The organism is Pseudomonas syringae, from assembly GCF_002157375.1.
In the GTDB taxonomy this organism is placed as follows: Bacteria; Pseudomonadota; Gammaproteobacteria; order Pseudomonadales; family Pseudomonadaceae; genus Aquipseudomonas; species Aquipseudomonas syringae_T.
The window spans coordinates 117,524-131,103 of the sequence record NZ_MTSA01000002.1 but is presented as its reverse complement, the minus strand read 5'-3'; the positions used below and the strand labels follow the sequence as shown (position 1 = coordinate 131,103).

11 protein-coding genes are annotated in these 13,580 nt (G+C 59.5%); 1 reads left to right on the top strand and 10 read right to left on the bottom strand.

Annotated features, from left to right (window positions below; genetic code table 11):
• Positions 1 to 135: 135 nt before the first annotated feature.
• The 4 genes from BW686_RS02580 to secA form a co-directional block, all read right to left on the bottom strand.
• Positions 136 to 1,086 (bottom strand): Nudix family hydrolase, encoded by a 951-nt coding sequence (locus BW686_RS02580; protein ID WP_084914073.1) that lies wholly within the window; start codon positions 1,084 to 1,086, stop codon positions 136 to 138.
• A gap of 2 nt (positions 1,087 to 1,088) precedes the next feature.
• The gene (locus tag BW686_RS02575; protein WP_084914072.1) at positions 1,089 to 1,715 is read right to left on the bottom strand and encodes a glutathione S-transferase family protein; all 627 of its coding nucleotides are present in this window, start codon (positions 1,713 to 1,715) and stop codon (positions 1,089 to 1,091) included.
• Positions 1,716 to 1,785: 70 nt separating this feature from the next.
• The gene (gene argJ, locus BW686_RS02570; RefSeq protein WP_084914071.1) at positions 1,786 to 3,003 is read right to left on the bottom strand and encodes a bifunctional glutamate N-acetyltransferase/amino-acid acetyltransferase ArgJ; all 1,218 of its coding nucleotides are present in this window, start codon (positions 3,001 to 3,003) and stop codon (positions 1,786 to 1,788) included.
• 113 nt (positions 3,004 to 3,116) lie between these two features.
• Complete coding sequence (gene secA, locus BW686_RS02565) at positions 3,117 to 5,858, bottom strand: preprotein translocase subunit SecA (RefSeq protein WP_084914070.1); 2,742 nt, start codon at positions 5,856 to 5,858, stop codon at positions 3,117 to 3,119.
• Between the two features lie 305 nt (positions 5,859 to 6,163).
• On the opposite strand from secA, the gene BW686_RS02560 reads away from it, so the two are divergent.
• On the top strand, positions 6,164 to 6,619 hold the full coding sequence (locus BW686_RS02560; RefSeq protein ID WP_179149147.1) for a DUF721 domain-containing protein: 456 nt from the start codon (positions 6,164 to 6,166) through the stop codon (positions 6,617 to 6,619).
• Positions 6,620 to 6,733: 114 nt separating this feature from the next.
• Here BW686_RS02560 and lpxC read toward each other — a convergent pair whose 3' ends face one another.
• The 6 genes from lpxC to murC all read right to left on the bottom strand — a co-directional run bounded on the left by lpxC (position 6,734) and on the right by murC (position 13,575).
• Entirely contained in the window at positions 6,734 to 7,645 is a 912-nt protein-coding gene (lpxC, locus tag BW686_RS02555) for a UDP-3-O-acyl-N-acetylglucosamine deacetylase (protein ID WP_002555040.1), read from the bottom strand.
• Between the two features lie 112 nt (positions 7,646 to 7,757).
• Positions 7,758 to 8,945, bottom strand: a complete 1,188-nt coding sequence (ftsZ, locus tag BW686_RS02550; protein WP_084914068.1) for a cell division protein FtsZ — start codon at positions 8,943 to 8,945, stop codon at positions 7,758 to 7,760.
• Positions 8,946 to 9,035: 90 nt separating this feature from the next.
• Positions 9,036 to 10,292, bottom strand: a complete 1,257-nt coding sequence (ftsA, locus tag BW686_RS02545) for a cell division protein FtsA (protein ID WP_003364017.1) — start codon at positions 10,290 to 10,292, stop codon at positions 9,036 to 9,038.
• 14 nt (positions 10,293 to 10,306) lie between these two features.
• A complete protein-coding gene (locus BW686_RS02540) occupies positions 10,307 to 11,176 on the bottom strand; it encodes a cell division protein FtsQ/DivIB (protein ID WP_084914067.1) in 870 nt (289 codons plus the stop codon).
• A gap of 3 nt (positions 11,177 to 11,179) precedes the next feature.
• Positions 11,180 to 12,139: a D-alanine--D-alanine ligase gene (locus BW686_RS02535; RefSeq protein ID WP_084914066.1), complete on the bottom strand. Its 960-nt coding sequence runs from the start codon at positions 12,137 to 12,139 to the stop codon at positions 11,180 to 11,182.
• The gene (gene murC, locus BW686_RS02530) at positions 12,136 to 13,575 is read right to left on the bottom strand and encodes a UDP-N-acetylmuramate--L-alanine ligase (protein ID WP_179149160.1); all 1,440 of its coding nucleotides are present in this window, start codon (positions 13,573 to 13,575) and stop codon (positions 12,136 to 12,138) included. Before murC ends, BW686_RS02535 begins: the two co-directional genes overlap by 4 nt.
• Positions 13,576 to 13,580: the final 5 nt, after the last annotated feature.

The following is a 13,580-nucleotide window of genomic DNA, read 5'->3' as shown; positions in this document are numbered from 1 at the left end:
AGTGTTCGAGCTTGCTCGCGAAGGGCCCGGTGCAGCCATCAAAATAAGGCACCTGGATCGACGCCTTCGTGAGCAAGCTCACTCCCACAAGAATCCGTCACTGTCGCGCCGACGCTTTGCGTCCTCTGTTGCGACTCAGACGATCTCGTCAGGCCAGAATGCGCGGATTCCGGCCACGCCCTGTGCGCCGCTTTCCCAGGCTCGTTGACGCTCGGCAGGGCCTACGCCGCCCAACAGAAAGACCGGCTTGTTGAAGCCTGCGATCAACTGGGTTGCCCGCTCCCAGCCCAGTGGCTGTGCATCAGGGTGCGTCAGGGTTGGCTGAACCGGTGACAGGGTGACGAAATCCACGCCCATCTGCTCTGCCAGCGCCAGTTCCTCGGCGTCATGACAGGACGCTGCCAACCAGCGATTCTCAGGGAACGGACGCCCGCGGCTGGCGTATTTGCGCAGTTGCTCGGAGGTCAGGTGCCAGCCAGCCGACGGAAAGTCGCCCAGCCACTCCAGAGGGCCTTTGAGCATGAGTTGCGCCTTGCCCGCACACAACCCTGCCGCGTCAACCGCCAGGTCACGATACTTCGGGTCATACCCACCCGGCGCGCGCAACTGGACCAGCTTGATGCCGCCCGCGATGGCCTTCTGCATGCCACGCAACAATTCGATGTTGTCCAGCCCGTCAGGCGTGATCAGGTACTCACCGGGCAAACAGGCTGCGGCCACGATCGGCTGGTTCGCTGCCGGAAACTCGTAGTCAGGCAATTCACGGGAGGTTACCCAGACCAGTGGCTGCCCTTCGACACCTTGCGGCTCGCCCGTGAATGCGGAAACTTCCCACACATCCAGCAGCACCTGCTTGTCGGGATAATCATGACTGACCTTGATCAACGGGCGCGCCGCCATTACCACGATGCCCAGTTCTTCCTGCAGTTCACGTGCAAGTGCAGACTCGACCGTCTCACCTGCCTCGACCTTGCCTCCAGGAAACTCCCAGAGACCGCCTTGATGCTGACTGTCGGCGCGCCGGGCAATCAGTATTTTGCCGTCAGCGCCACGAATGACGGCGGCGGCTACATGAACACGTTTCACGATCAGGACTCCTCCAGACCAGCCTGCTGCCAGCGTTTGAAAGCAGGCCATTGGTAGACGGTGTCGATATAGGCCAGCGCTTCTGCCGGCAACTCGACACGGTAGCCGCGCAGACGAATCGCCACCGGCGCGAAGAACGCATCGGCAATGCTTGGTTTACCGAACAGAAACGGACCGTCTTCGGCAGCAGCAGCGCGGCACTCGGCCCACAGCGCAACAATGCGATCTATGTCCTGCCGGGTCTCGGCCGGAATCACGTCCAGTGCCTGATCCTGACGCAGGTCCATCGGCATGTTCGAACGCAGGCTGACGAAACCGCTGTGCATCTGCGCACAGGCGGAACGGGCCTGGGCGCGAGCGGCGATATCTCGCGGCCACAAGTCGACGTCCGGAAAGCGCTCGACCAGGTATTCGCAAATCGCCAGCGAATCAATGATCGTACCGTGCTCGCACTGCAACGCAGGCACTTTACCGGTGGGTGAATACTTGAGAATGTTATCGCGGGTATCAGGCTGGTTCAGGCGAATAACCTGATCGGTGAACGCCGCACCGGTCATCTCCAGCACCAGCCAGGGACGCAGTGACCAGGAGGAATAGCGTTTGTCGCCGATAATCAGATGCAGGCTCATGGTTAAGCTCCTTTGAGTTCAGCGCGTAAGCCCGGCGCGACGGCGAGGTGCCTGCGCGCCGGACGTCGGATCAGGTGCGATATTCCGCGTTGATCTTCACGTATTCGTGAGAAAGGTCAGTGGTCCAGATGGTCTCGCTGCAGTCGCCGCGGCCCAGCTCGATACGGATGGTGATTTCTTCCTCGGCCATGACCGCAGAGCCCTGCTCTTCTGTGTAAGTGGTCGCGCGGCAGCCCTGGCTGGCGATGCAGACGCCACCCAGAAATACATCGATCTTGCTCACGTCGAGGTCCGGCACGCCAGCGCGGCCTACCGCGGCCAGGATACGGCCCCAGTTAGGGTCCGAGGCAAACAGTGCGGTCTTGATCAGCGGCGAATGAGCGACCGCGTAACCGACGTCCAGGCATTCCTGATGATTGCCACCGCCGTTGACTTCGACTGTCACAAATTTGGTCGCGCCTTCGCCATCGCGCACGATGGCCTGAGCAACGTCCATGCACACGTCGAAAACGGCTTTCTTCAAGGCTTCGAACAGCGGGCCTTTGGCTTCGGTGATCTGCGGCAGATCAGCCTGACCGGTGGCGATCAGCATGCAGCAATCGTTGGTCGAGGTGTCGCCATCAATGGTGATCCGGTTGAAGGACTTGTTGGCACCGTCGCGAATCAGGTCCTGCAACACGCTCTGCGCCACATGGGCGTCAGTGGCGATGTAACCGAGCATGGTCGCCATGTTCGGACGAATCATGCCTGCGCCCTTGCTGATGCCGGTCACGGTGACGGTCACGCCGTCATGGGTGAACTGACGGCTGGCACCTTTTGGCAGGGTGTCGGTGGTCATGATGCCGGTCGCCGCAGCGGCCCAGTTGTCCACAGACAGATCATCCAGCGCCGCTTGCAGAGCGCCTTCGATCTTTTCCACTGGCAACGGCTCACCGATCACACCGGTCGAATACGGCAGCACCGCCGACGCGTCCACGCCAGTCAATTGTGCCAGCGCTTCGCAAGTGCGACGCGCTGCCGCCAGCCCCGGCTCGCCTGTACCCGCATTGGCATTGCCGGTATTGGTGAGCAGATAACGTACCGTGCCCTGCACACGCTGTTTGGCCAGAATGACCGGCGCGGCGCAGAACGCATTCAATGTGAAGACGCCGGCCACGCTGGAGCCTTCGGCACAGCGCATGACCACGACGTCCTTGCGCCCCGGACGCTTGATGCCGGCAGAAGAAATGCCGAGTTCAAAACCGGGAACCGGGTGCAACGCAGGCAAAGGACCAAGACCAACAGCCATCGGGGTGCTCCTCAAGGAGTGTGGCGCCGTCCACAGCGGTACGGCTATCAATGAAAAAACGCCGCGACGGGCAAGCCGGTCGCGGCGCAGGTATTACACAGTCAGTCGAAGGCTCAGTTGATCTGGCCGTGACAGTGTTTGAATTTCTTGCCCGAACCGCACCAGCACAGCTCGTTGCGACCCAGTTTCTGGTCGTTACGCACGGGCTCGGAAGCAACGGCCACTGGCGCGTCGCCGCCTTCTTCATCGAGGAGAGGCTGGTCGATACCCGGCGCAGGCGCGTGTTCGAACTGCATGCGACTGGCCAGTTCTTCGGCTTCCCGACGCAGACGTGCCTCTTCTTCCTCTGGATCTTCGCGACGGACCTGAACGTGCGAGAGCACGCGGATGGTGTCGCGCTTGATCGAATCCAACAGTTCTTGGAACAGGGTGAAAGACTCGCGCTTGTATTCCTGCTTCGGGTTCTTCTGAGCGTAGCCGCGCAGGTGGATGCCGTGACGCAGGTGGTCCATGGTGGACAGGTGGTCTTTCCACAGATCGTCCAGCACGCGCAGGAGGATCTGCTTCTCGAAGGAGCGCAGCGCTTCGGCGCTGGCCTGATCTTCCTTCTCGTTATAAGCCACCAGCAACTGCGCCATGATCTTCTCGCGCAGGCTGTCTTCGTGCAGGTTGTCGTCTTCGTCCAGCCATTGCTGAATCGGCAGTTGTACGGCGAAGTCGGTGTTCAGAGAAGCTTCCAGACCGGCAACGTTCCACTGCTCTGGCAGGGACTGTGGCGGAATATGCTGGCTGATGAGGTTGTTGAGGACTTCTTCACGGAAGTCGGCAATGGTCTCACCGATGTTTTCAGCGGCCAGCAGCGTGTTACGCATGTGATAGATCACTTTGCGCTGCTCGTTGGCCACGTCATCGAATTCAAGCAGTTGTTTGCGGATGTCGAAGTTGCGACCTTCCACCTTGCGCTGCGCTTTCTCGATGGCGTTGGTCACCATGCGATGCTCGATGGCCTCGCCAGACTGCATGCCCAGTGCCTTCATGAAGTTCTTCACCCGGTCAGAGGCAAAGATGCGCATCAGGCTGTCTTCAAGCGACAGGTAGAAACGGCTGGAACCGGTGTCGCCCTGACGACCGGCACGACCGCGAAGCTGGTTGTCGATACGACGTGATTCGTGACGTTCGGAAGCAATCACGTGCAGACCGCCCGCCTCAATCACCTGCTGGTGACGCTTCTGCCAGTCAGCCTTGATCTGTGCGATCTGCTCGGGGGTCGGGTCTTCCAGATTGGCGACTTCGACTTCCCAGTTACCGCCCAACAGGATGTCGGTACCGCGACCGGCCATGTTGGTGGCGATGGTCAGCGCACCCGGACGACCGGCCTGCGCAATGATTTCTGCTTCTTTTTCGTGGAACTTGGCGTTCAGAACCTTGTGCTCGATACCTTCCTTGTTGAGCAGACTGGACATGTGCTCGGAGGTTTCGATGGTCGCCGTACCCACCAGCACCGGACGGTTTTCCGCCAGGCAGGCCTTGATATCGGTCACGATGGCCGCGTACTTCTCTTCTGCGGTCAGGTAGACGAGGTCGTTGAAGTCCTTGCGCGCCAAAGGCTTGTTCGGCGGGATGACCATCACGGCCAGGTTGTAGATCTGGTGGAATTCGAACGCTTCGGTGTCGGCTGTACCGGTCATGCCGGACAGTTTGTTGTACAGACGGAAGTAGTTCTGGAACGTGGTCGAGGCCAGGGTCTGGCTTTCGGCCTGAATGTTCAGGCCTTCCTTGGCTTCGATGGCCTGGTGCAGGCCCTCGGACAAACGACGGCCCGGCATGGTACGGCCGGTGTGTTCGTCAACCAGCAGAACCTGACCGTCCGAGACGATGTACTCGACGTTGCGGTTGAACAGCTTGTGAGCACGCAGGCCGGCATAGACGTGAGTCAGCAGGCCGAGGTTGTGCGCCGAATACAGGCTCTCGCCTTCGGCCAGCAGGCCGACTTCGGTGAGCATTTCTTCGATGAACTGGTGACCGGCTTCATTCAGCTCGACCTGACGGGTTTTCTCGTCAACGGTGAAATGGCCCGGCTTGGTGACTTCGCCTTCCACTTCCTCGATGTGCTGCTCGAGCTTGGGGATCAGGCGGTTGATTTCGGTGTACAGCTTGGAGCTGTCTTCGGCCTGACCGGAAATGATCAGCGGCGTACGCGCTTCGTCGATCAGAATCGAGTCGACTTCGTCGATCACGGCGAAATTGAGTTCACGCTGGAACTTGTCGTCCATGCTGAACGCCATGTTGTCGCGCAAGTAATCGAAGCCGTATTCGTTGTTGGTGCCGTAAGTGATGTCGGCAGCGTAGGCGGCGCGCTTCTCTTCCGGTGGCTGGAATGGCGTGACGATCCCTACGGTCAGACCGAGGAATTCGTACAGCGGACGCATCCAGTTGGCATCGCGGCGAGCGAGGTAGTCGTTCACGGTAACCACGTGAACGCCCTTGCCGGACAAGGCGTTGAGGTACACGGCCAAGGTGCCGACGAGGGTTTTACCTTCACCGGTACGCATTTCCGCGATCTGACCTTCGTGCAGGGTCATGCCGCCGATCAACTGAACGTCGAAGTGGCGCATGCCCATGACACGCTTGCCCGCTTCACGGGCCACAGCGAAGGCTTCAGGCAGCAATTGATCGAGGGTCTCGCCTTTGGCTATGCGGGCCTTGAACTCTTCGGTCTTGGCGCGCAGTTGCTCGTCCGAAAGGGCCACCATTTGCTCTTCGAAGGCATTGACGATCTGTACCGTCTTGAGCATGCGTTTGACTTCACGCTCGTTCTTGCTTCCAAAAAGTTTTTTCAACAAAGGCGCAAACATATCGACAGGATCTTCCACACATAGGAATGGAGGGCGGCCCCGTGAGTCGCCCGTGCAGCCCAGATGGCCGCATGCGAACGAGCATTCTACCCGGAAACGATGGTGAGGAAAGTGGCGTTATTCCACGATGCTGGCACAGCGCTGTGACGGGGCAGTTTTACAATGGGGCCATTTTCAAGCACTTCAACCCGTCATCCGGGGAAGTTACTCATTGATTTGCATATGAAAGCACGGAAATGCCCTGAAAAGCAGCCGCCAGAATGCTTTCTGTTAACATGTTCATCTTGTTACCCAGGCAATCCCTCATGGCCTTTCGTCCGCTGAATGCCCGCCCACCTGCCGTTTTGCTGCGCGAAGCCAAGCCTTTGAAGGCCATTTTTCGCCATGCAGAGCGCCTCAGCCATCTGCAGCGTCTGCTCGAAAGCCAGCTTCAGCCGGCGGCGCGCGAGCATTGTCATGTGGCTTCATGGCGGGAAGGCACCTTGTTGCTGATCGTGACGGACGGTCACTGGGCCACGCGCCTGCGCTATCAGCAGAAGCGCCTGCATCGGCAACTGATCGCCTTTGACGAGTTCATCAACCTGACGCGCATTCTCTTCAAGGTTCAGCCGCCCGAGGCGCCACGCGGCGCAGCCACGCATACCATCGACCTGTCGACGGTCGCCGCCGAGAACATTCAAGCCACCGCCGACGGCATCACCGACCCCAAGCTGCGGGCCGCACTCGAGCGGCTGGCCAGCCATGCCAAGGACAAGAAGTAGCGCCTGAATGCATCGAGCGTAACGGCCCACCGGTGCAGCGCCTGCAAAAGGCCATAAAAAAAGGCCACCCGAAGGCAGCCTTTAAAATACAAAAGGAAAGAGAGTAAAGCTTCCTTACACGGCCGCGACAGGACGCATGTAAGAAATAGGAGCAGTACTGGCATCCTCGAAGGTCACCACTTCCCAGGCGTCTTTTTGCTCGATCAACGTGCGCAAGAGACGATTGTTCAGTGCATGCCCCGACTTGAAGCCCCGGAACTCCCCGATCAGGCTATTGCCCAGCAGGTAGAGGTCACCGATGGCGTCCAGGATTTTGTGTTTGACGAATTCGTCCTCGTAACGCAGGCCGTCTTCGTTCAATACGCCGTCCTTGTCGACCACAATGGCGTTTTCCACACTGCCGCCGAGTGCGAGATTGTGCTTGCGCAGGTACTCGATATCACTCATGAACCCGAAGGTTCGGGCACGGCTGACTTCCTTCACGAAGGAAGTGCTGGAAAAGTCCACGCTTGCACTTTGAGTGCGGTCACGGAAGACGGGGTGATCGAAATCGATCTCGAAACTGACCTTGAACCCTTCGAAAGGCACGAAGGTAGCGCGTTTACCGCCCTCCTCCACTGTGACTTCACGCAGGATCCGGATGAATTTCTTCGGCGCGTCCTGTTCTTCCAGGCCTGCCGATTGAATCAGGAATACGAAAGGGCCTGCGCTGCCGTCCATGATCGGGACTTCGGAGGCAGAGAGCTCGACGTAGGCGTTATCGATGCCAAGGCCAGCCATGGCCGAGAGCAAGTGTTCTACCGTGTCAACTTTGACATCACCATTGACCAGCGTGGTCGACAGCGTAGTGTCGCCGACATTTTCCGCACGCGCAGGGATCTGCACGACGGGGTCAAGGTCAGCTCGGCAAAACACAATGCCGGTATTCACAGGTGCGGGCTTGAGGGTCAGGTAAACCTTCTCCCCGGAGTGCAGGCCTACACCTGTGGCACGGATAATATTTTTCAGGGTGCGTTGTTTAATCATGGCATGGGCCGCTTCAGCGCAAGTTGCGAACTGGTATCAACAAAGGCTGGCGATGATAGCAGACCATGCCTTTGCTGAACACCAATCACCCTAATACCCCTGATACATTTCATCAATCGGCCTGACGACGCAGGAAAGCCGGGATGTCCAGGTAATCAAGATCGTCGTTAGGGTTCATCTTCGCGGCCGCGGTGGCGCCTGCGTGTGCCTGATTGCGCATCACGGTAGGACGGTCCAGATCACGGTAGTTGACCGAAGGTGCTTCCTGACGGGCCGCTTGCTGAGCAGGCGCCTGCTGGGAGGTCTGCAGCGTGTTGTCGATGACCTTGACAGGTTTCTCGATTTTCGCGCCCAGGCCGGTAGCAACCACCGTCACGTGCAACTCGTCACGCATGTCCGGATCGATAACCGTACCGACCTTGACCATCGCATGCTCGGAAGCGAACGCTTCGATGATGCTGCCCACGTCCGAGTACTCACCCAGAGACAGGTCAGGACCAGCAGTGATGTTGACCAGGATGCCGCGAGCGCCCTGCAGGTTGACGTCTTCAAGCAGCGGGTTGCGAATGGCTGCTTCAGTGGCTTCACGCGCACGGTTAGGACCGCTGGCGCAACCAGTGCCCATCATTGCCATGCCCATTTCGCTCATCACGGTACGAACGTCGGCGAAGTCGACGTTGATCATGCCAGGACGCTTGATGATGTCGGAGATACCGCGAACGGCACCGGCCAGTACATCGTCAGCCTTGGCGAAAGCCGACAGCAGGCTGGCGTCCTTACCGAGGATGGTCAGCAGCTTCTCGTTAGGAATGGTGATCAACGAGTCGACGCTTTCGGACAGCATGCGGATGCCTTCATCGGCGATCTGCATACGCTTGCGACCTTCGAACGGGAACGGACGGGTCACGACGGCGACCGTCAGAATGCCCATTTCCTTGGCCACTTCGGCAATGATCGGAGCTGCACCGGTACCGGTACCGCCGCCCATGCCTGTGGTGATGAACACCATGTTGGTGCCTTGCAGGACTTCTGCAATGCGCTCACGGTCTTCCATAGCGGCCTGACGACCGACTTCAGGGTTGGCGCCAGCGCCAAGACCTTTGGTCACGCCTGTACCGAGTTGCAGAATGGTCCGCGCGCCAATGTTTTTCAGCGCCTGAGCATCCGTGTTGGCGCAGATGAATTCCACGCCTTCGATGTTGCTCTTGACCATGTGATTGACAGCGTTTCCGCCACCACCGCCTACACCGATAACTTTAATGACCGGGCTTTGCGGGACGTTGTCTACGAGTTCGAACATTTTCTCTCTCCTTCCGCTTTCTAGTTAGTTTTGCCTACTGCCTGCCGATACTGCTTTTTTGTCGCCCTGAATCTTTGAAATCGTTGAAACTCAGAAATTTCCCTGCACCCAACGCTTGATCCGCTCAAGCACCGGGGCCTTGGTTTCGTCGCTGTAGCTGCTGTTGCCGACAATCCCGGACAGCGAAATGCCGTCCGATTGCTTTTGCAGCCCGTACATCAACAGGCCTACGCCCGTCGAATAGATCGGGTTGCGCACGACATCCGCGAGCCCTTTGACGCTGTGCGGTACGCCGAGGCGTACTGGCATGTGGAAGATCTCCTCAGCCAGCTCGACCGCACCTTCCATTTTTGCCGTACCACCGGTCAGCACGATGCCGGCCGGGATCAGGTCTTCGTAGCCGCTGCGACGCAGCTCGGCCTGGATCAGGGTGAACAGCTCGTCGTAACGAGGTTCGACCACTTCGGCCAAGGCCTGGCGGGACAGCTCGCGAGGTGGACGGTCGCCCACGCTCGGTACTTTGATGGTTTCACCGGCACCGGCCAGTTTGGCCAGGGCGCAGGCGTAACGAATCTTGATTTCTTCGGCGTACTGGGTCGGGGTACGCAGCGCCATCGCGATGTCATTGGTGACCTGGTCGCCGGCAATCGGGATGACCGCGGTGTGGCGAATCGCGCCTTCGGTGAAGATCGCGATGTCGGTGGTGCCGCCACCGATGTCCACCAGGCAGACGCCCAGCTCTTTCTCGTCGTCGGTCAGTACCGAATAGGCCGATGCCAGTTGCTCGAGAATGATGTCGTCAACTTCAAGGCCGCAGCGACGCACGCACTTCTCGATGTTCTGCGCGGCATTCACTGCACAGGTCACCACGTGAACCTTGGCTTCCAGACGCACGCCGGACATGCCCAGTGGCTCACGAACGCCTTCCTGGTTATCGATCACGTAATCCTGAGGCAAGGTGTGCAGTACGCGCTGGTCAGCAGGAATGGCCACGGCCTGAGCGGCATCAAGCACACGCTCAAGGTCCGCAGAGCTGACTTCACGATCACGAATCGCCACGATGCCGTGGGAGTTCAGGCTGCGAATGTGGCTGCCTGCAACGCCTACGAACGCCGAGTGAATACGGCAACCGGCCATCAACTGGGCTTCTTCGATCGCGCGCTGAATCGATTGCACGGTCGACTCGATGTTCACCACCACGCCCTTCTTCAGGCCGCGGGAGGGATGGGTGCCGATACCCACGATTTCCAGCGAACCATCGGCCGCGACTTCGCCTACCAGTGCCACCACCTTGGAGGTACCGATATCCAGCCCGACGATCATTTTGCCGCTTTGCACGTTTGCCATGGTCTTGCCTCTTATCAATTCTTCGCGACGGCGGGTTTTTCCGTCGTCGGCGCTGCCTGCTCACGCCAACCGACCGCCAGGCCATTGGAGTAGCGCAAGTCGACGCGCGCGATATTCGTGATTTGTTCTTTCAGCGTTTTGTCGTAAATGGCGATAAAACGGCGCATTTTTTCGACGAGATGGTCGCGTCCAAGCAACAATTCGATACCCGGGCCAGCACTACCGGCGCCTGTTGTCAGGAACCAGCTGCCGCGCTCGCGCAGTTCAAGGCGCACGATGGAGAAGCCCAGAGGGCGCAACATCTGACTCAACACCTGGTACTGCTGCATCACCTGCTGTTGAGCCCGCTGCGGGCCGAACAACTGGGGAAGATGTTCATAGTTGGACAGTTCACGCGGCGTGAAAGCCTGCCCCTGGTTATTCAACAATGCCTCGTCGCCCCACCGGGCAACCGGCAGTTGCTCTTCGAGACGAATCACCACCTGATCCGGCCAGACGCGACGGACCTCGGCGTGCGCAATCCACGGCATCTGCTCCAGCTCGGTGCGCATGGCCGTCAGGTCGATCTTGAAAAAGCTCGACGCCACATACGGCGCAATTCGCTGCTGCACAGCCTGCTGGCTGATGTAACTCAGATCGCCCTGCACGTTGATGCGGGTGATCGGGCGGTCGGCGTACGGCAGCAGACGCTGTGCGGCCTCATAAGTACCAAAGCCCAGAACCACCAACAGCACCGGCCACATCAGACGCTTCAGAAAGCTGAAGTTGGCCTTGGGCAAGCGCGCCGACAGAGGCTCCTTGGCCACCATCCGGCTGGCGCCGCGTGGCACCGGCTTGTTGCGGCCGGGAGCGGGTGGCTGAGGACGTGCCGACGGGCCGTACATGCCTTACCCTCTCGCCTGAACGCTGTCGGCCAGAATCGCCAACACCAGTTGTTGAAAATCCAGACCGGCAGCACGTGCCGCCATCGGGACCAGACTGTGATCGGTCATGCCGGGCACGGTGTTCACTTCCAGCAACCAGAACTTACCCTCTTCGTCCTGCATGACATCCGTGCGCGCCCACCCGGCAATGCCGATGGCGTCGCAAGCACGTGCTGCAAGTTCTTTGAGTTGCTGTTCCTGCGCATCGTCAAGCCCGCACGGGATCCGGTACTGAGTATCGGAGGCCAGGTACTTGGCGTCGTAATCGTAAAAACTGTGAGGAGTGCCCAGGCCGATAGGAGGCAGCACCTGGCCACGCAGAGAGGCCACAGTGAACTCAGGACCCTGAATCCACTGTTCGACTAATACTTGCGAATCGTAGGTACTAGCGGCTTTCCAGGCGGCGATCAATTCGTCGACGCTGTTCACCTTGGCCATACCGATACTTGAGCCTTCATGGGCCGGTTTGACGATCAAAGGGAAGCCCAGTTCCGTCGCGGCGCAAATACAATCGTTCTCGTTTTGCAGCACGGCGTGCCGTGGCGTCGGGAGGCCCAGACTCTGCCAGACCTGCTTGGTGCGCAACTTGTCCATAGCCAGTGCCGAAGCCAGTACGCCGCTGCCGGTGTACGGGATTTCCAGGCACTCCAGCAGCCCTTGCATGGTGCCGTCTTCGCCGCCTCGACCGTGCAGAACGATAAAGGCACGGTCGATCTTTTCGCTGACCAGGCGCTGCAGGAAATCGTCGCCCACATCGATGCCGAACGCATCAACGCCCGCATCGCGCAGCGCGTTGAGCACTGCATGGCCTGAATTCAGGGAGACTTCCCGTTCGGCGCTTTTGCCACCGAACAGCACGGCGACACGGCCGAAGCTTTTCGGCTCCAGTGTCGAGCGCAGGGAAGACCGGGCGACGGCTGTCATTTCAACTTACCTTCGGTTGAAGCCACTTTGGCGCCGACGAACAACGGGCTCTTGAGCAGTTGTGGTGCCAGACCGCCAATGTCGCCGGCACCCTGACACAACAGAATGTCGCCAGCGCGCAGCAGCGGCTTGACCAGCGGTGCCAGCTCGACGCCGCGCTCGATGTAGATCGGGTCCAGCTGACCACGCTGACGAATGCTGTGGCACAGGTTGCGGCTGTCCGCACCGGGAATCGGCTCTTCGCCGGCCGGGTAGACTTCCATCAGCAGCAGCACGTTGGCGTCGGCCAACACCTGCACGAAGTCGTCATACAGGTCCCGTGTGCGACTGAAACGGTGCGGCTGGTAAACCATGACCAGACGACGATCCGGCCAGCCGCCACGCACAGCGTTGATCACGGCGGCCACTTCACGCGGGTGGTGACCGTAGTCATCGACCAGCATCACGTTGCCGCCTTCGACTGGCAATTCGCCGTAGACCTGAAAGCGGCGACCGACGCCCTGGAAGCCAGACAGGCCCTGGACGATGGCTTCATCACTGACGCCTTCGTCGGTCGCAATGGCGATGGTGGCCAGCGAGTTGAGCACGTTGTGGTTGCCGGGCATGTTCACCGACACATCCAGCGGCTCGCGGTCGCGACGCAGCACCGTAAAGAACGTCAGCATGCCGTCCTGACGCACGTTGATCGCACGTATGTCGGCAGATTCGCTGAAGCCGTAGGTCAGCGTCGGGCGCTTGACCAGTGGCAGAATTTCACGCACCACCGGATCATCGATGCACATCACTGCCAGACCATAGAAAGGCAGGTTGTGCAGAAACTCGACAAAGGTCTTCTTCAGCTTGTTGAAGTCGCCTTCGTAAGTCGCCATGTGGTCGGCGTCGATGTTGGTCACGACCGCGACCAGTGGCTGCAGGTGCAGGAAGCTGGCATCGCTTTCGTCGGCTTCGGCAATCAGGTAACGGCTGGTGCCCAACTGCGCGTTGGTGCCGGCCGCATTCAGACGGCCGCCAATCACGAACGTCGGGTCCAGGCCACCGGCAGCAAACACTGAAGCGATCAGGCTGGTGGTGGTGGTTTTGCCGTGCGTACCGGCGACGGCGATACCGTGGCGATAGCGCATCAGTTCGGCAAGCATCTCGGCACGCGGCACGACCGGAATACGACGTTCCAGAGCAGTGGCCACTTCCGGGTTGGAGGTGTTTACGGCGCTGGAGACCACCAGTACGTCGGCACCCACGGTGTTTTCTGCGCGATGGCCGACAAAAATCTGCGCACCGAACGATTCCAGACGATCGGTCACAGCCGAGCTCTTGAGGTCGGAGCCGGACACTTCATAACCCAGGTTCAACAGCACTTCGGCAATGCCGCACATGCCGACACCGCCGATACCGACGAAATGAATGCGACGGATACGACGCATTTCAGGTTGTGGCATGGCGC

Coding starts and splice junctions, on each gene's coding strand:
- lpxC (WP_002555040.1), bottom strand. CDS start 7,645: ATGATTAAACAACGCACCCTGAAAAATATTATCCGTGCCACAGGTGTA.
- BW686_RS02540 (WP_084914067.1), bottom strand. CDS start 11,176: ATGTACGGCCCGTCGGCACGTCCTCAGCCACCCGCTCCCGGCCGCAAC.
- BW686_RS02575 (WP_084914072.1), bottom strand. CDS start 1,715: ATGAGCCTGCATCTGATTATCGGCGACAAACGCTATTCCTCCTGGTCA.
- BW686_RS02535 (WP_084914066.1), bottom strand. CDS start 12,139: ATGACAGCCGTCGCCCGGTCTTCCCTGCGCTCGACACTGGAGCCGAAA.
- secA (WP_084914070.1), bottom strand. CDS start 5,858: ATGTTTGCGCCTTTGTTGAAAAAACTTTTTGGAAGCAAGAACGAGCGT.
- ftsA (WP_003364017.1), bottom strand. CDS start 10,292: ATGGCAAACGTGCAAAGCGGCAAAATGATCGTCGGGCTGGATATCGGT.
- argJ (WP_084914071.1), bottom strand. CDS start 3,003: ATGGCTGTTGGTCTTGGTCCTTTGCCTGCGTTGCACCCGGTTCCCGGT.
- BW686_RS02560 (WP_179149147.1), top strand. CDS start 6,164: ATGGCCTTTCGTCCGCTGAATGCCCGCCCACCTGCCGTTTTGCTGCGC.
- murC (WP_179149160.1), bottom strand. CDS start 13,575: ATGCCACAACCTGAAATGCGTCGTATCCGTCGCATTCATTTCGTCGGT.
- ftsZ (WP_084914068.1), bottom strand. CDS start 8,945: ATGTTCGAACTCGTAGACAACGTCCCGCAAAGCCCGGTCATTAAAGTT.